The organism is Citrobacter sp. 50677481 (assembly GCF_001463265.1).
GTDB classification, from domain to species: domain Bacteria; phylum Pseudomonadota; class Gammaproteobacteria; order Enterobacterales; family Enterobacteriaceae; genus Citrobacter_A; species Citrobacter_A sedlakii.
The window spans coordinates 330789-348372 of sequence record NZ_LNHZ01000001.1; the positions used below are offsets into that span (position 1 = coordinate 330789).

Annotated in this window: 15 protein-coding genes; 3 read left to right on the forward strand and 12 right to left on the reverse strand. The window is 55.1% G+C overall.

Annotated features, from left to right (window positions below; genetic code table 11):
* Nucleotides 1-7: 7 nt before the first annotated feature.
* From glnK to decR, 4 genes are all read right to left on the reverse strand, one after another.
* Nucleotides 8-346: a P-II family nitrogen regulator gene (gene glnK, locus APU02_RS01740; RefSeq protein WP_002891893.1), complete on the reverse strand. Its 339-nt coding sequence runs from the start codon at nucleotides 344-346 to the stop codon at nucleotides 8-10.
* A 221-nt stretch (nucleotides 347-567) separates the two neighbouring features.
* Nucleotides 568-2346, reverse strand: coding sequence for a SmdB family multidrug efflux ABC transporter permease/ATP-binding protein (locus APU02_RS01745; RefSeq protein ID WP_042285880.1), 1779 nt, complete (start codon nucleotides 2344-2346; stop codon nucleotides 568-570).
* Nucleotides 2339-4111: a SmdA family multidrug ABC transporter permease/ATP-binding protein gene (locus APU02_RS01750; protein ID WP_060569054.1), complete on the reverse strand. Its 1773-nt coding sequence runs from the start codon at nucleotides 4109-4111 to the stop codon at nucleotides 2339-2341. Before APU02_RS01750 ends, APU02_RS01745 begins: the two co-directional genes overlap by 8 nt.
* A gap of 44 nt (nucleotides 4112-4155) precedes the next feature.
* A complete protein-coding gene (gene decR, locus APU02_RS01755; RefSeq protein WP_042285884.1) occupies nucleotides 4156-4614 on the reverse strand; it encodes a DNA-binding transcriptional regulator DecR in 459 nt (152 codons plus the stop codon).
* 115 nt (nucleotides 4615-4729) lie between these two features.
* Between decR and APU02_RS01760 the strand changes: the two genes are divergently transcribed.
* Complete coding sequence (locus APU02_RS01760) at nucleotides 4730-5782, forward strand: PLP-dependent cysteine synthase family protein (protein WP_042285887.1); 1053 nt, start codon at nucleotides 4730-4732, stop codon at nucleotides 5780-5782.
* A 43-nt stretch (nucleotides 5783-5825) separates the two neighbouring features.
* Here APU02_RS01760 and cof read toward each other — a convergent pair whose 3' ends face one another.
* Complete coding sequence (gene cof / locus APU02_RS01765; protein ID WP_042285890.1) at nucleotides 5826-6644, reverse strand: HMP-PP phosphatase; 819 nt, start codon at nucleotides 6642-6644, stop codon at nucleotides 5826-5828.
* A 100-nt stretch (nucleotides 6645-6744) separates the two neighbouring features.
* Here cof and APU02_RS01770 point away from each other — a divergent pair, with 100 nt between their 5' ends.
* A complete protein-coding gene (locus tag APU02_RS01770) occupies nucleotides 6745-8445 on the forward strand; it encodes an SgrR family transcriptional regulator (protein WP_060569055.1) in 1701 nt (566 codons plus the stop codon).
* Between the two features lie 64 nt (nucleotides 8446-8509).
* Nucleotides 8510-9205 carry a 7-cyano-7-deazaguanine synthase QueC gene (gene queC, locus APU02_RS01775; RefSeq protein WP_042285896.1) on the forward strand — a complete coding sequence of 232 codons (696 nt, stop codon included), beginning with the start codon at nucleotides 8510-8512 and terminating at the stop codon, nucleotides 9203-9205.
* A 106-nt stretch (nucleotides 9206-9311) separates the two neighbouring features.
* Here the strand turns inward: queC and fadM are convergent, their stop codons facing one another.
* The 7 genes from fadM to clpP all read right to left on the reverse strand — a co-directional run bounded on the left by fadM (nucleotide 9312) and on the right by clpP (nucleotide 17514).
* Complete coding sequence (fadM, locus tag APU02_RS01780; RefSeq protein ID WP_042285898.1) at nucleotides 9312-9710, reverse strand: long-chain acyl-CoA thioesterase FadM; 399 nt, start codon at nucleotides 9708-9710, stop codon at nucleotides 9312-9314.
* 104 nt (nucleotides 9711-9814) lie between these two features.
* Nucleotides 9815-10189, reverse strand: a complete 375-nt coding sequence (locus APU02_RS01785; protein WP_042285900.1) for a helix-hairpin-helix domain-containing protein — start codon at nucleotides 10187-10189, stop codon at nucleotides 9815-9817.
* 149 nt (nucleotides 10190-10338) lie between these two features.
* Nucleotides 10339-12213, reverse strand: coding sequence for a peptidylprolyl isomerase (gene ppiD / locus APU02_RS01790; RefSeq protein WP_060569056.1), 1875 nt, complete (start codon nucleotides 12211-12213; stop codon nucleotides 10339-10341).
* A 201-nt stretch (nucleotides 12214-12414) separates the two neighbouring features.
* Nucleotides 12415-12702: a nucleoid-associated protein HU-beta gene (gene hupB, locus APU02_RS01795; RefSeq protein WP_233459101.1), complete on the reverse strand. Its 288-nt coding sequence runs from the start codon at nucleotides 12700-12702 to the stop codon at nucleotides 12415-12417.
* A 193-nt stretch (nucleotides 12703-12895) separates the two neighbouring features.
* Nucleotides 12896-15250 carry an endopeptidase La gene (gene lon, locus APU02_RS01800; protein ID WP_042285905.1) on the reverse strand — a complete coding sequence of 785 codons (2355 nt, stop codon included), beginning with the start codon at nucleotides 15248-15250 and terminating at the stop codon, nucleotides 12896-12898.
* Between the two features lie 183 nt (nucleotides 15251-15433).
* A complete protein-coding gene (gene clpX / locus APU02_RS01805; protein WP_042285907.1) occupies nucleotides 15434-16708 on the reverse strand; it encodes an ATP-dependent protease ATP-binding subunit ClpX in 1275 nt (424 codons plus the stop codon).
* A gap of 182 nt (nucleotides 16709-16890) precedes the next feature.
* A complete protein-coding gene (gene clpP, locus APU02_RS01810; protein ID WP_003021624.1) occupies nucleotides 16891-17514 on the reverse strand; it encodes an ATP-dependent Clp endopeptidase proteolytic subunit ClpP in 624 nt (207 codons plus the stop codon).
* Nucleotides 17515-17584 lie beyond the last annotated feature (70 nt).

Below are 17584 nucleotides of genomic sequence, written 5' to 3' on the forward strand. Positions count from 1 at the left end.
CCAGGCGTTACAGCGCCGCTTCGTCGGCTTCGCCGGTACGAATACGAATCACACGCTGCAGCTCAGCGACGAAAATTTTGCCGTCGCCAATTTTTCCGGTGTATGCCGCTTTACTGATGACATCAATCACTTCATCAAGCTGGTCGTCGGCAATCGCCACATCAATTTTCACTTTGGGCAGGAAATTGACGCTGTATTCCGCCCCGCGATAAAGCTCAGCATGACCTTTCTGCCGCCCAAAGCCTTTCACTTCGGTGACGGTCAGTCCCTGAATACCTATAGAAGAGAGCGCTTCGCGAACGTCTTCCAGTTTGAACGGTTTGATTACCACGGTAACCAGCTTCATAGATCCCCTCCAGTCAGAATTCGGTAATGGCGCTGCTACACGTATACGTGATTGCAAGGGTTATGCCAGAAATGAAAATTCGCCGAAGAGCGGCCTGCGGCTGGCGAAAGAATTGACGTGAGAAAGGGCGAGGCGAAGCGAGAAAAGAAAAACGCACCATGGCAGTGCATGATGCGTTACATTTTTGCACCACCGCCGTCGGGGTTAACGGCGTCGGTGCATCAGGCGGGTTGCGACTCTTCCCGCACGCTGGCCGCCAGTTCCTCTCCGGCGAGCTGGAGCTGATACATCTGCCAGTAGCGTCCCTGCGCGGCGAGCAGTTGATGATGGGTCCCGCGCTCCACCGCTTGTCCGCGATGCAGCACCAGAATGGTATCCGCTTCCACGATAGTTGACAGTCGATGAGCGATCACCACCAGCGTGGTATGTTCGCGCACCGCCGCCAGCGCCCGCTGAATTGCCTGCTCAGTGCCCGAGTCAATGCTGGCGGTCGCTTCATCGAGAATTAAGATTTGCGGCGTCGCGACCAGAACCCGCGCCAACGCAAGCAGCTGTTTTTGCCCGACGGAGAGGTTATTTCCCTGCTCGCCAAGACGGGTATGGATACCTTCGCTCATGCCGCGCGCCAGCTCCGCGAGCTGCACGGTTTCGAGCGCCTGCCAGACCTGCTCCTCGGAAATATCCCGTCCCAGGGTAACGTTGGCAAGGAACGTATCCGCCATCACCACCGGATCCTGCTGCACCATCGCCACGCCCTGGCGTAACGCACCGTGACTGAGCGTACTCAGCGGACGGCCATCAAGACGAATTTCGCCGTGGCGAAGGGGATAATAGCCCATCAGCAGGCTGGCAAGCGTGCTCTTGCCGCTGCCGGTGTGCCCCACCAGCGCCACAAAACTGCGCGACGGCACTGAGAGGCTAATGTTTTGCAGCACCAGATTATCATCGCGATAAGCAAACGAAACATCGTCGATTTCGATCTGCCCGGATGCCAGCGGACGAGCGTCCTGACCGTAACGCTGACGCGGGCCGTCCATCAGTTCAAACACGCGTTCACCCGCCACTACCGCCTGTTGCAGCATCGACTGCTGCGTAGTGAGTTCAATTAGCGGCTCATTCAGGCGCCCCAGATAACTGATGAAGGCGTACAGTACGCCGACTTCAATAGTGCCGACAGAGGTAAAGCTGAACAGCATCAGCAGCCCACAGAGAATCAACGCTGAAAACAGGCTCAACAGAGGACGCAATAAAAAGCCGTCCAGACGCAGTGTCTGCATCCGCGCCATATAATGCGATCGGCTGGCCTCCCCCATTCTTTCACCAAAACGCGCCTGCTGGCGGAACTGCTGAATGACGCTCATGCCGTTGATGACTTCGTTAAAACCGTCGTTAATATCGGCGAGATAAGCGCGTACCCGGCGCACTATCGGCGTGCTGTAGCGCTGGTAGATCACCATCACCACCAACACGGCCGGGAAAATCAGGATCGCCACCAGCGCCATACGCCAGTCAAGACTGAACATCGCCACCAGCATCGCGCCAATCAGCGCCGCGCTGCGCAGCACGGTCGCCACCACCGTGACGTACAGATCGCGAATGACTTCGGTGTCATTGGTGACGCGTGAAATCAGTTGGCCGACGGGTTGGGTGTCAAACTCGCTTAGCGGCTGTCGCAGCGCGGCGTCCATCACGTCGGTACGCAGTTGCTGAACCACCCCGACCGCGGCGCGGTTAAACAGCAGCGACTGCGCGTAATGCAAACTGGCGGCCAGGATTTGCAAGCCGAGATAAGCGGCTATCAGCCCGGCGACAATGCCGAGCGGCAGCGTGTTTTTCGCCACCATATTGTCGATAAAATAACTGATCAACAACGGGCCGCTGACTTCCGCCGCCGCCGCAATCCACAGCATCACGACCGCGATACCCAGCGGTTTACGCCACGGAGATCCATAGGCCAGCAGGCGCTTGAGGGTCGGCCATAACTGCCCGAAACTACGCATTCGCCGTCTCCTCATCGTTTTGCGGCGCATCGTCCAGCGCGGCTTCCAGTTGCTGGTAACGGTACATGTCGCGATACCAGCCCGCCTGCTGAACCAGCGTCTCATGGTCGCCACGCTGCACAATATGACCATGCTGCATAACGATGATTTCGCTCGCTTCGGTCAGCGCCGACAGTCGGTGCGCGCTGATAATCACCGTGCGCCCTTCTCCCCACTGGCGCAGGTTATGCAGGATCTGATGCTCGGTGCGGCCATCCACTGCCGACAGCGCGTCATCAAGGATCAGAATTTCGGCATTCAGCAGCAGCGCTCGCGCAATGGAGATGCGCTGTTTTTGCCCGCCAGACAGCATGACGCCGCGCTCGCCCACTTCGGTGTCATAGCCCTGCGGCAGACGCAGAATATCCTCATGAACGCTGGCCAGCCGCGCCGCATGCTCAATGTCCTGCTGCGTGGCGTTCGGGCAGCCCAGCGCAATGTTATTGGCCACGGTATCGGAAAACAGAAAAGGCGTCTGGCTAACCACCGCCAGGCGGCTGCGCCAGCTGTCCAGTTGCAAACGCGGCAACGGAATGTTGTGAAAACGCACGTCCCCCTGGGTAATGTCGAAATGACGCTGAATCAACGACAGCACCGTACTTTTACCTGCGCCGGTGGGCCCGCAAATGCCAAGCATCTGCCCCGGTTGAAGGCGAAAAGCCACGTTTTCCAGCGCCGGATGCGAGGTGTGGGGATAGCTGAACTCACGTATCGCGACCGCCAGTTCTCCCCGCCCTTCCGGCACCGGTTCCGTACCGTCGTTAACTACCGGCGCTTCGGCCAGCATCGCGCGAATGCGGCTGTATGCCGCGCTGCCGCGCTCGACGATGTTGAACATCCACGCCAGAGCCAGCATTGGCCATATCATCAGCCCGAGATACATCATAAAGCTGGTTAATTGTCCCAACGTCAGAGCGCCCTGGACAACCATCCAGCTGCCGCCGCCAATCGCCAGCAGGTTCGCCATCCCGATGGCGATGTAAATCGTGGGATCAAAGCGCGCGTCAATGCGCGCCACGCGCATGTTTTTCTTACCGGTGTCGTCCGCATCGGCCGCAAACAGCGCCGACTGGCGATCCTCCAGACCAAAGGCTTTGATCATGCGGATACTGGTGAGGCTCTCCTGGGTACGGTCATTCAGGCTGGAGAAAGCAGCCTGCGCCAGGCGAAAGCGATCGTGCAACTTATCGCCGTAGCGCTTAATCATCAACGCCATAACCGGCATGGGCAACAGCGCTAACAGGGTCAGTTGCCAGCTGATCTGCGTGGACATCACGATCAGCACCGCACAGCCCATCACCAGCGAATCCACCAGCGTCAGGACGCCTTCGCCTGCGGCGAACACCACGCGATCCACATCGTTGGTGGCGCGCGCCATCAGATCGCCGGTACGGTGGCGCAAATAAAATTCAGGATGCTGACGGCTCAGCTGACGGTAGTAATCTTCCCGCAGTTCCACCGCAAGCTGGTAAGACGCGCCAAACAGCAGCACGCGCCAGACGTAGCGCAGCAGATACACCACTACGGCAATCAGGGCGATGGTGCCAATCCACATCAGCACCCGCTGCGTCGCAAAGTGCTGCGCGGTGACGCCATCCACGACAATGCCCACCACCTTTGGCGGAATGAGCTGAAGAATGGCGATGATAATAAGCAAGGCAACAGCGCCGAGGTAGCGACGCCACTCCCGGCGAAAATACCAGCTTAATTGAGCAAATAATCGCACGCGTTATGTCCTGACCTGATTTTCCGGCTCATCGTCCGGGAGGGTTATTCAATGGGTAAAGCGGTAGTGTATTTAATCTGTTCCATCGCGAAACTGGATGTCACATCGGAGAGGCCCGGCACGCTGTTCACCAGGCGCTTATAGAAATCATCGTAGCGTTTCATGTCGGCCACCTGTACCCGCATCAGGTAGTCGTACTCCCCGGCCATGCGCCAGAAGCCAAGCACTTCGGGCATCTCGCTGACCACCGTCACGAAACGGCAGTACCATTCACTGCTGTGGTGCTGGGTTTTGATCAGCACGAAGGCGGTTAATCCCAGCCCCAGTTTTTCCGGGTCCAGCAACGCGACTTTGCCCAGCAAAATACCGTCGTCTTCCAACCGTTTGAGGCGCTTCCAGCAGGGCGTGGTGGTCAGATTAACGGCATCCGCCAGCGCCTGCAAAGAGAGGGTGCAGTCTTGCTGCAACAGCGCCAGTAGCTTGCGGTCAATTTTATCTAACATATCGACGTCTCAGAGAACAATTTTCTCCATTCATTCTATTTTAAAGGTCAAATAGCAACAATTTTTTCCGTGCTTTTCGCTACGCTTGGCACAAAATGACAAATGGATATTAACGATGAATAGTGCATGGGTTAAAAACGCCATCAATGAAATCAACGCGGATTACCATCGCTCCGCCGATACTCACCTTATTCGCTTGCCGCTGCCTGCCTTTCCGGGTATCCAGCTGTATCTTAAAGATGAAAGCACGCACCCGACCGGCAGCCTGAAACACCGGCTGGCGCGCTCGCTGTTTCTCTACGGGCTGTGCAACGGCTGGATCAAAGAAGGCACTACTATTATAGAATCCTCTTCGGGATCGACCGCGGTTTCTGAAGCCTATTTCGCTCGCCTGCTGGGGTTGCCGTTTATCGCCGTCATGCCATCCTGTACGGCAAAGCGTAAGATTGAGCAGATTGAATTTTACGGCGGTCGCTGTCATTTCGTCGAAAGCGCGTGTGAAATTTACGCCGCCTCGGAGCAACTGGCGCGCGAGCTGAACGGTCATTACATGGATCAGTTCACCTACGCTGAACGCGCCACCGACTGGCGCGGCAACAATAACATCGCCGACAGTATTTTCCGCCAGATGCAGTGCGAGCCGAACCCGGTTCCCGCGCACATCGTTATGAGTGCGGGCACAGGCGGCACCTCCGCCACTATTGGACGCTATATTCGCTGTCAGGGCTATGCGACCCGTCTGATGGTGGTTGACCCGGAAAACTCGGTATTCCTCCCCTACTGGCAAAACCGTGACGCCACGCTTCGCAGCCCGACGGGCAGTAAAATCGAAGGCATAGGCCGTCCGCGCGTGGAGCCTTCTTTTATTCCGGACGTGGTGGACGAAATGCTGCGCGTGCCCGATGCCGCCAGCGTGGCAACCGCGCACTGGCTGGAAACCCAGCTCGGTCGTAAGGTTGGGGCTTCCACGGGAACCAATATGTGGGGAATGCTGCACCTTGCCGCCAGAATGCGCGACGCGGGTGAAACCGGTTCACTGGTGACGCTGTTATGCGACAGCGGGGAGCGGTATCTGGACACCTACTACCACCCCGAGTGGGTAAAGGCGAACATGGGCGATTTGACGCCGTGGCAGGATGCGCTTGCTCAGTTGCTACGCCTTAAATAAAAAAACGGGCAACGTGATGCTGCCCGTTGCCGGAAAGGATCTCTCATTCGGGGGAATAAGGTAGATGCGGATTGTCCAGCCAATGTGTCAAAAAGTGTGATACCGCCTGATTACGGCAGTGGCCAATAACCGGCAGATGCGGCAGCTCGGCAATCAACTGCGGCATCGCATTGCCCATAATCAGGCCATGACCAACGCTACCGAGCATTTCACGGTCGTTCATCGCGTCGCCGAACGCCATGCATTCCGCCATCGTCAGTCCAAGGTGCTGACTCAACACTGTCAATGCGGAACCTTTATTACAGTTCACCGGCAATACTTCCAGGCAATCAACGGCAGAGAAGCACAGATGCGCCCGTGGGCCTAACGTTTCATGCAACTGCGTTTTCAGTCGCGACAGATCGTCATGATCGCCGCAGAAGCAAACCTTGGTGACTTGATCCGCCGGGAGACGTTTGATATCGACGATCTGGTAGCGAAAACCGCTGTAGACGTGGGCCTGCAGGATCGCCGGAATGTCCTCGCCGGTAAACCAGCCATTGTCGTTAAAAACATGCATACTTGCCCGGGTGTCCCACTTCTGCTGCAGGACAATTTGCGCGACCGCCGGATCCAGATCCTGTCGATGCAGCACCTCTCCTTCCAGCGAATGAATGCGCGTACCGTTGCCGGTAATTAAAAACGCCTCCAGCGAAACGGCGCCGAGAATATGGCGCATTTCCAGCACGTGACGCCCGGTCGCAAAAGCCAGCGTGATGTCACGTTCACGCAGGCGGGACAACGTGGAAATCGTTTCCTCACCCAGCAGGTGGTTTGGCATCAGCAAGGTGCCATCCATATCAAATGCAGCCAGACGAGCCATCTCTTTCTCCACTCTGTGACGGGGTTAACTTGTGGATGAGTATCACCTGATATATACGGAAGTAATAGTGAATAGATAATCTGAATTGTTCCGGGTTTTTATGCGACTTCTTAATCGTCTTAATCAATACCAGCGGCTGTGGCAACCTTCTGGCGGCGAACCGCAAAGCGTGACCGTGGGCGAACTGGCGGAGCGCTGCTTTTGCAGCGAGCGTCACATCCGCACCCTGCTACGTCAGGCGCAGGCGGCGGGGTGGCTTGTCTGGACGTCGCAGTCCGGGCGGGGGAAGCGCGGATTGCTGCGTTTTTTGGTGACGCCGGAATCGCTGCGCACCACGATGATGGAGCAGGCGCTGGAAAAAGGGCAACAGCTTAGCGTACTGGAGCTGGCGCAACTGGCGCCCGGCGATTTGCGCGCCATGCTCCAGCCTTTTATGGGGGGTCAGTGGCAGAATGCGACGCCAACGTTGCGAATTCCCTATTATCGCCCGCTGGATCCGTTGCACCCTGGTTTCCTGCCTGGCCGCGCCGAACAGCATCTGGCAAGCCAGATTTTCTCGGGTCTGACCCGCTTCGACAGCGAGACGCAGCAACCCTGCGGCGATCTAGCGCACCACTGGGAGATTTCCCGCGACGGCTTACGCTGGGATTTTTATATCCGATCCACGCTGTACTGGCATAACGGCGACCCGGTGGCAACCACGCAGTTACACCAGCGGCTGTTGATGCTGCTGGCGCTTCCGGCGCTGCACAGGCTGTTTATCAGCGTCAAGTCGATAGATGTGACCCATCCGCAATGCCTGACGTTCACCCTTCACCGCCCGGACTTCTGGCTGGCGCACCGTCTGGCAAGCTACTGTAGCCATCTGGCGCATCCGGAACAGCCACTCGTCGGTACGGGGCCGTTTCGCCTGACGCTTTTTACTCCGGAACTGGTGCGTCTGGAAAGCCACGACCATTACCATCTTACGCATCCCCTGCTTAAAGCCATTGAATACTGGATCACACCACAATTGTTCGCGCAGGATCTGGGCACCAGTTGCCGTCACCCGGTGCAGATCACCATTGGAAAACCAGAAGAACTCGCCACGGTAAGCCCGGTCAGTACCGGAATCAGCCTGGGCTTTTGCTACTTAACGTTGAAAAAGAGCGCAAGATTATCCCTGCACCAGGCGCGTTGGCTGGTCGAACTCATCCATCGTTCTTCGCTGCTTGAGACGCTCGATGTCGGCGAGAATTTAATCACGCCCAGCCGCGCGCTGCTGCCAGGCTGGTCTATTCCACGCTGGCAAGGGCTTGAGGAGGTGGCGCTGCCAAAAACCTTGACTCTGGTCTACCATCTGCCAGTGGAACTGCACACCATGGCCGAACGCTTGCGCCTGACTCTGGCGGATCTGGGCTGCGAGCTGACGTTAATTTTCCACAATGCGAAAACCTGGGAGGGCTGTCATCTGCTTGCCGAAGCGGACCTGATGATGGGGGACAGGTTGATTGGCGAAGCGCCAGAATATACCCTCGAACAATGGCTGCGCTGCGACGCGCTCTGGCCACATGTGCTCGACGCGCCTGGGTTTTCGCACCTACAGGCGACGCTGGATGCGCTGCAAATTCGTCCCGAAGAAGCGCATCGGCACGCCGCGCTCCGGCAGGTTTTCACCACTCTGATGAATGAGGCGACGCTGACGCCGCTGTTTAACTATCATTACCGCATCAGCGCTCCCCCAGGCGTGAACGGCGTACGCCTGAATCCGCGCGGCTGGTTTGCCTTTACGGAAGCCTGGCTGCCGCCGCCGGGGCCGTGAAGTCGCTGGTCGGCGCGCATTTCAGGCGTTAACATAATGGTTTTGTAGATTTACGGGAAATACCATGAAACGTGCCGTCGTTGTGTTCAGTGGAGGACAAGACTCCACCACCTGTCTGGCGCAGGCGCTGCATCAGTATGATGAAGTGCATTGCGTGACCTTTGACTATGGTCAGCGCCATCGCGCTGAGATCGATGTGGCCCGTGAACTGGCCCTGAAACTGGGCGCCCGTGCGCACAAAGTGCTGGATGTGACGTTGCTCAGCGAACTCGCCGTCAGCAGCCTGACGCGCGACAATATCCCGGTACCGGATTACGAACCGGAAGCAAACGGGATCCCCAATACTTTTGTTCCCGGACGCAATATTCTGTTTTTGACGCTAACGGCCATTTACGCCTACCAGGTGAAAGCAGAAGCGGTGATCACTGGCGTGTGTGAAACCGATTTTTCCGGCTACCCGGACTGCCGCGACGAATTTGTGAAAGCACTCAATCACGCGGTTAATCTTGGCATGGCGAAGGACATTCGATTTGAAACGCCGTTAATGTGGATTGATAAAGCTGAAACCTGGGCGCTGGCAGACTACTGGGGCAAGCTGGATCTTGTGCGTCATGAAACACTGACCTGTTATAACGGCATTAAAGGCGACGGTTGCGGCCAGTGCGCGGCCTGTCATCTTCGCGCCAACGGTCTGCACCATTATCTGGCTAATAAGCCTGCGGTAATGGCGGCGATGAAACACAAAACCGGTTTACAATAACCCCTGTAGCATGGCCGGATGGCGAAACGACGTGTCGTGTCCGGCCTACGCCGTCTGATGCGCAGGCCGGATACGCGAAGCGCCATCAGGTACGCTTCGCGGTTTTCTACTGGACCATTTGCTCCAGCTTATCCCGCAATTCCCCTTCCAGCGGTAACGCTTTCTGTGTTTTCAGATCGATGCAAACGAAGGTGATCAGCGCATCGGCCACCACCTGCCCTTCTGGTTCAAGCGTGATGACCTGGCTCAGAATACCGCTTTTACCGTTTAACTGTTGGACCTGACTGGTGACGGTCAACAGATCGCTCAGCACCGCCGGACGGCGATAATTAATATTGATATTTACCACCACGAAGGCGATGTTGTGCGCCGTCATCCACTGAAAGCTGTCGCTGTTTTCCAGCCCGTCCCAGCGGGCTTCTTCAAGGAATTCCAGATAGCGGGCGTTATTGACATGTTGGTAAACATCGAGATGATAACCACGGACTTTGATTTGTGTTTGCATAGCGCTGAAACCTTAATTTATCGTTATAGGTATGACAGAAGTAAAGAGGTCATAACTGGTATGACCTCCGTAATCCTGGCAAATTTTAGCCACTACGCAAGTGCTTAAAGCGTTAACGCTGACAGATTACGTTCAACTAACGCGCTACCCATGCCCGGCACCTGCTTGAGATCGTCTACCGTTTTAAAAGGACCGTACTCTTCGCGATAGCTGACGATCGCCTGTGCTTTCTTCAGCCCGACGCCGTTCATCGCGCGCGCCAGCTCCTCTGCCGTTGCGGTGTTAATGCTGACCCGGGTACCGTCTTCGTCGCTGGCTTTCACTGGCGCCGCCGCTTTGTTTTGCGCAGCGGTATGGGCTTCCGCTTTGTTTTCCGCCACCGCGCCCTTTGTTGCCGGTGCGGCGGCCAGCGCGCTGTGCGTCATGCCCGCGCAGGCTAAAGAAAGGGTAATGAGTAGCGCTTTGAATCCGTGTTTCATACTGTTTCTCCTTGTTTGTTAACAGTGAAAGCACAATAGCGGGACGGCAGAAAGCGAACAAATGGCAAAGTTCAGAAATGGAAAAGGCCGCGAAAGCGGCCTTTTGGTGTTACAACTGTTGAGCTATTTTTTGCGAGACGTCTCGATGATTAAGGCTGTTGCTCCATCGCATCACCGATTTTGATCTTCGCTTCTTTACGCAGATTGCTCATCAGCGCTTCAAACACAATCTGCGCATTGTTCTGGGTGATACCCTGAACCATCGCCTTTTTCTGATCTTCCGGCATGGAGCCGGCTTTCACTTCGTCCAGCGCCAGGATCACGACGTTACCCTGCATGTCGTCAGCAATGCCATAGCTTGGTTTATCTTTGGCTGGCAGGCTCAGGCCAAACGCCGCCTGGCTAATCGGATCCTGTCCCGTACGGCTCAGGGTTTTCGATTCGCCAAAGCGCAGGCCCGCCGCTTTCATCGCTTCTGCGCCTTTTCCTGCTTTCAGATCAACCAGCAGTTTTTCCGCGCTCAGTTTGGCCTGCTGCGTGGCTTTTTCATGTTTCACTATTTCAGTGACCTGATCTTTTACCTCAGCCAGAGGCTTCACCGCTTCCGCTTTATGCTCGCTAATGCGCAGTACAAACGCACGATCGCCGTCAACGGTGATGATATCGGAGTTTCTGCCCGGCGTGCCGTTTTCACCTACCAGCGAGCCGTCAAAGATCGCGTCTGACACCGGTTTAAAATTGAGTTCTTCAGGCAGACTGTCGCGGCTAAACCAGCCCGTTTCCACCGCTTTCACACCGGCGACTTGCTCAGCGCCCACCAGCGATTCGGTGTCATTGTTCGCCGCGTCGCTAACTTTCTGTTGCAAGGCGAAAAAGGCGTCGATTGCTTTTTCCTGTTTCACTTTCGCGGCAATGTCGTCACGTGCTTCGCTCAACGGTTTGACCTTCGCCGGCTGGACGTCGTCAAGACGCGCCACCAGGAAACCGACGGAAGATTTGATTACGCCGGAAAGCTGGCCTTTTTCTTTCAGACCGGCATTTTTCAGTTCGTCAGGGGTGGTTGATTCTTCCAGCCAACCCATGTCGCCGCCGTTACGGGCAGAGATGATATCAGCCGATTTTTCTTTCGCCAGCGCTGCAAAATCACCGCCTTTATTCAGCGCGTCCAGCACCGCTTTGGCTTCATCTTCCGTTTTGGTCTGGATGATGCTGTAACGGGTGCGCTGCGGCTGAGTGAATTCATCCTGATGCTGATCGTAATAAGACTGAATGTCTGCATCGCTCACCGGTTTTTGCATCGCCGCAGCGTCGAGCTTGATATAGCTGACGCGGAACTGTTCCGGGGTCATGAAGCTGTTTTTATGCTGCTCGTAATAGCTGCTGACATCCTGTTCGGTCACCTGCTGCTTCGCCGCCAGCGCATTGACGTCGATAGTGGCTTCACGCACCACGCGCTGCTGAGCCACCAGCGCCGCCAGTTCGTCTGTTTCGCCTTTGAGCATAAAGTCGGTACCCGCAACGCCGCTGATCAGCTGCTGGGTGGTCAGTTGATTACGCAGCGCCTGGGCATACTGGTCCGCGGTCATGCCCATCTGATTAATAATCGCGTTGTAGCGATTGTTATCAAATTTACCGTCAACCTGGAAAGCGGGCGTAGTGAAAATCGCTTGTTTAACCTGTTCGTCGCTGATGCCAAGTTTGAGTTCGCGCGCGTACTGGTCGAGCAGCGCTTCGTCGATCAGGCGATTCAGCGTCTGCTGGCGCAGGGTTTTCATATAGCCTTCATTGGCGGCCAGTTCTGAATACCGATCGCCAAGCTGCTGCTGCATGCGATTACGTTCGCTGTTGAACGCATTCTCAAACTGCCCACGGCTGATTTCCTGGCCATTCACTTTAGCGGCGTAGTTGTTGCCTCCGCCAATCAGGTAACCACTCACGCCGGTCAGAATGAACGACACGATAATGATTCCGAAAATAATCTTGAGCACGAGACTGTTAGCAGCCGTGCGTAAGCTGTCCATCATGGTGTAACCACACTCCGCTGTAGGTGACTATACACTGCACGCAGCATAGTGTTTCCTGAACGCTGCGCATAAAGGCCTATTGTGACAAGAAACAGGGGCGATTGTCAGCCCACAACGTATAGAAAATCGGTTCAATAATAAAAAAGGCACATCAGATGATGCGCCCTTGTACTGGATCCTGTTCCCCTGAAGGGAATACGCTTAGTTTACAGCGTCTTTCAGTGCTTTACCTGCACGGAAGCCAGGAACTTTCGCCGCAGCAATGGTGATCTCTTTACCGGTTTGCGGGTTGCGACCAGTACGGGCAGCACGCTCTTTAACGGCAAAAGTACCAAAACCTACCAGCGCAACGTCATCCCCTTCTTTCAGAGATTCGGTAACAGATGCAATAATTGCATCTAACGCACGTCCAGCCGCAGCCTTAGAGATATCAGCCCCTGCAGCAATTTTGTCGATCAGTTGAGATTTATTCACTCTTCTCTTCCTCATTATAATTTATATCGCACCTGAGTCCTTCAAAGTGCGACCGCGCAGCAGTTATATCAGGCCTGCCATGCCCTTACAACACCCGTTAATGATGGCAAGCCTAATCCGTCATCTAAATTAGCTATACAAAAAAAGGCTGGCAAGCCCGAAATGGCCTGCCAGCCCTGTTTTTATTAGTGCTCTTTGCGCGAGGTCACTATTTTGCGGTTACAACCTGCATGCCAGACGGCTCATTTTGCAGCGCGAGGGTCAAAACTTCTTCGATACGTTTCACCGGATGAATGTCCAGATCCGCAATCACGTTATCCGGAATCTCTTCCAGGTCACGTTTGTTCTCGTCAGGAATTAAGACCGTTTTAATGCCGCCACGGTGTGCCGCCAGCAGTTTTTCTTTCAATCCGCCGATAGGCAACACCTGGCCGCGCAGGGTGATCTCACCGGTCATCGCGACATCGGCGCGTACCGGGTTACCGGTCAGACAGGAGACCAGCGCAGTACACATTGCGATACCGGCGCTCGGGCCGTCTTTCGGCGTCGCGCCTTCCGGTACGTGAACGTGGATATCGCGTTTTTCGTAAAAGTCCGGATTAATACCCAGTTTTTCCGCGCGCGCGCGTACCACCGTCAACGCTGCCTGAATGGACTCCTGCATCACCTCGCCCAGCGAACCGGTATAGGTGAGCTTGCCTTTGCCCGGCACGCAGGCGGTTTCGATGGTCAGCAGATCGCCGCCCACTTCCGTCCACGCCAAACCCGTGACCTGGCCCACACGGTTTTCGTTGTCCGCACGACCATAGTCAAAGCGCTGAACGCCCAGGTAATCGTGCAGGTTATCGCCGTTGATCACGATATGCTTCAGGGACTTATCCAGCAGCAGTTGCTTCACGGCTTTCCGGCACAGTTTAGAGATTTCACGCTCCAGGCTACGTACGCCCGCTTCACGGGTGTAGTAACGAATAATGCCGATAATGGCGCTATCGTCGACCGTCAGCTCACCTTTTTTCAGCGCGTTACGCTCGATCTGCTTCGGCAGCAAATGCTGCTTCGCAATATTCAGTTTCTCGTCTTCGGTGTAGCCAGACAGACGGATCACTTCCATACGATCCAGCAGCGGCGCCGGAATGTTCATCGAGTTAGACGTCGCGACAAACATGACGTCGCTGAGGTCGTAGTCCACTTCCAGGTAGTGATCGCTGAACGCCACGTTCTGCTCGGGATCCAGCACTTCAAGCAGGGCGGACGCCGGATCGCCACGCATATCCGAAGACATCTTGTCGATCTCATCAAGCAGGAACAGCGGGTTTTTAACGCCCACTTTGGCCATTTTCTGGATCAGTTTACCCGGCATAGAACCGATGTAAGTCCGGCGGTGACCGCGAATTTCCGCTTCATCGCGCACGCCGCCGAGCGCCATACGGATGTATTTACGCCCGGTCGCTTTCGCGATGGACTGGCCCAGAGAGGTTTTACCTACCCCCGGCGGCCCAACCAGACACAGGATCGGTCCTTTAATTTTGTTCACACGGCTCTGCACCGCGAGATACTCAAGGATACGGTCTTTCACGCGCTCAAGGCCGTAATGATCGGTATCAAGAATTTCCTGCGCCTGACGCAGGTCTTTTTTGACTTTGCTCCGCGCATTCCACGGAACCTGCACCATCCAGTCGATATAGCCGCGCACAACGGTCGCTTCTGCCGACATCGGAGACATCATTTTCAGCTTCTGCAGCTCCGCTTCCGCTTTCTCTTTCGCCTCTTTCGGCATTTTCGCCGCGTCGATCTTGCGCTTCAGCGCTTCGTTTTCGTCCGGGGCATCATCCATTTCGCCAAGTTCTTTCTGAATGGCTTTCATTTGCTCATTCAGATAGTACTCACGCTGAGATTTCTCCATCTGCTTCTTAACGCGGTTGCGGATACGCTTCTCAACCTGCAGCAGATCGATTTCGGACTCCATCATCGCCATCAGATATTCCAGACGCTCGTTCACGTCGGACATTTCCAGCACGGACTGTTTGTCCGCCAGCTTCAACGGCATATGCGCCGCGATGGTATCCGCCAGACGCGCCGGGTCGTCGATGCTATTGAGCGACGTCAGCACTTCCGGTGGGATTTTCTTGTTCAGCTTGATATAGCCTTCGAACTGGCTGATTGCCGTGCGCACCAGCACTTCCTGTTCACGCTCGTCGATGGCGGGGGAATCAAGGTATTCCGCTTTCGCAGAGAAGTGTTCGCCGTTATCAGACAGCGCAGAAATACGTGCACGCTGTAACCCCTCGACCAGCACTTTTACCGTGCCGTCAGGCAGTTTCAGCATTTGCAGAATAGAGGCCACGGTCCCGACGGTGAAAAGATCGTTTACACCCGGCTCATCCGTTGATGCTTCTTTCTGGGCGACCAGCATGATTTTTTTATCATGGTCCATAGCCGCTTCCAGACAACGGATAGATTTTTCCCGCCCTACAAACAAGGGTATGACCATGTGCGGATAAACCACCACATCGCGCAACGGCAATACGGGGATTTCAATGCGTTCAGAACGCTCAGGATTCATAGAGCTCTCTCTTAGTTTAGTGTCCGCCAGGTAATCAGGTGACACGCTGTGCTTCATCTCACCTTTAACATGTATGTCAGTATATGGGGATGTTTCCCAGACATTCAACGGCAGGATTCAGGAAAAATAAAAGGGGAGATAAAATCCCCCCTTTTTGATTAACCAGTTGTATATTTTGGCTAATTATTCGCCAGATGCCTGCTGCGCTTCCGGCTTGCCGTAGATCAGTAACGGCTTGCTTTGACCGCCGATGACCGACTCGTCAATCACCACTTTTTCGACGTCTTCCATAGAAGGCAGATCGTACATGGTGTCGAGCAGCGCGGCTTCAACGATGGAACGCAGACCACGGGCGCCTGTTTTACGCGCCATCGCTTTCCTGGCGATAGCATCCAGCGCTTCGTCACGGAATTCCAGATCCACGCCTTCCAGATTAAACAGCGCCTGATACTGTTTGGTCAGGGCATTTTTCGGCTCTTTGAGGATCTGAATCAGCGCTTCTTCGCTCAGTTCGCTCAGCGTTGCCACGACCGGCAGACGACCGATGAACTCCGGGATCAACCCGAACTTAATCAAATCTTCCGGTTCGACCTGAGAAAGCAGCTCGCCTTCGCTGGCTTTGTCGGATTTGCCTTTCACCGTCGCGCCAAAACCAATGCCAGAGCCGGTTTCAACACGGTTCGCGATCACTTTATCCAGACCCGCGAACGCGCCGCCGCAGATAAACAGGATTTTCGAGGTATCAACCTGCAGAAACTCCTGCTGAGGATGTTTGCGTCCGCCCTGCGGCGGAACCGCGGCGACGGTCCCTTCGATCAGCTTCAGCAGCGCCTGCTGCACGCCTTCGCCGGAAACGTCACGGGTGATGGACGGGTTGTCAGATTTACGGGAAATCTTGTCGATTTCATCGATATAGACGATACCCCGTTGAGCTTTCTGCACGTCGTAATCACACTTCTGCAGCAGCTTCTGAATAATGTTCTCAACGTCTTCACCCACATAACCGGCTTCGGTCAGGGTGGTGGCATCCGCCATGGTGAACGGAACATCCAGCAGGCGCGCCAGCGTTTCGGCCAGCAGCGTTTTACCGGAACCGGTGGGACCGATCAGCAGAATGTTACTTTTACCCAACTCGACGCCGTTACTGGTGTCGCCGTTGCGCAGACGTTTGTAGTGGTTGTAGACCGCAACCGCCAGCACTTTTTTCGCCTGTTCCTGGCCGATAACATAATCGTCAAGATGGTTGCGAATTTCATGCGGCGTCGGCAATGCGCTGCGTTCGCGGTGCGGCGCCACTTCTTTAATTTCTTCGCGAATGATGTCGTTACATAAATCGACGCATTCGTCGCAGATATACACCGATGGACCGGCTATAAGCTTACGCACTTCATGCTGGCTTTTGCCGCAAAAAGAGCAGTACAACAGTTTGCCCGAGCCATCTTTGCGTTTATCTGTCATGAGTTAAAACCTCTTTCTTTGTTCTTTGTGCCGCACACGACGACGCAAAATGCCATTCTCAGGCGCAAGTCGCTTAGTCGCGTTGTGCCGCCTTTCATTAGTATATACACAAAATCATTCACGCTACATGAGGCAAACGCCCGTAGAATGATGAGTGTCGCGGCACGCTTGCGCCCGGGGCATCAATTACGATGGGTCAAAATCGAGTCGACTAAGCCGTACTCTACCGCTTCGGAAGCAGAGAGGAAGCGGTCACGCTCTGTATCGCGTTCAATCTGCTCAAGAGATTGACCCGTATGGTGCGCCATAAGTTCATTCATGCGCCCTTTCACTTTTAAAATTTCACGAGCATGAATTTCGATGTCCGTCGCCTGGCCCTGATAGCCGCCCAGCGGCTGGTGGATCATGACGCGAGAATTCGGCAGACAGAAGCGTTTACCTTTCGCCCCTGCGGTCAGCAGGAACGCGCCCATAGATGCCGCCTGCCCCATACAAATGGTGCTGACGTCCGGCTTGATAAACTGCATAGTGTCGTAAATAGACATCCCTGCGGTAATCACGCCGCCTGGGGAGTTAATATACAGGTAGATATCTTTTTCCGGGTTTTCCGCTTCCAGGAACAGCATCTGCGCCACAATCAGATTAGCCATATGGTCTTCGACCTGGCCGGTCAGAAAAATGACGCGTTCCTTAAGTAGACGAGAATAGATATCAAATGAGCGCTCACCGCGTGAGGTCTGTTCAATGACCATCGGCACCAGCGCCATATGGGGTGCAAAGTTATCTCGTTCGCCGCTGTATGACATTTCCGTCTCCTGGATAAAATTTGAAAAAACCTGCTGTACCGATTGTAACCTTATGGACGGATTATCAGCT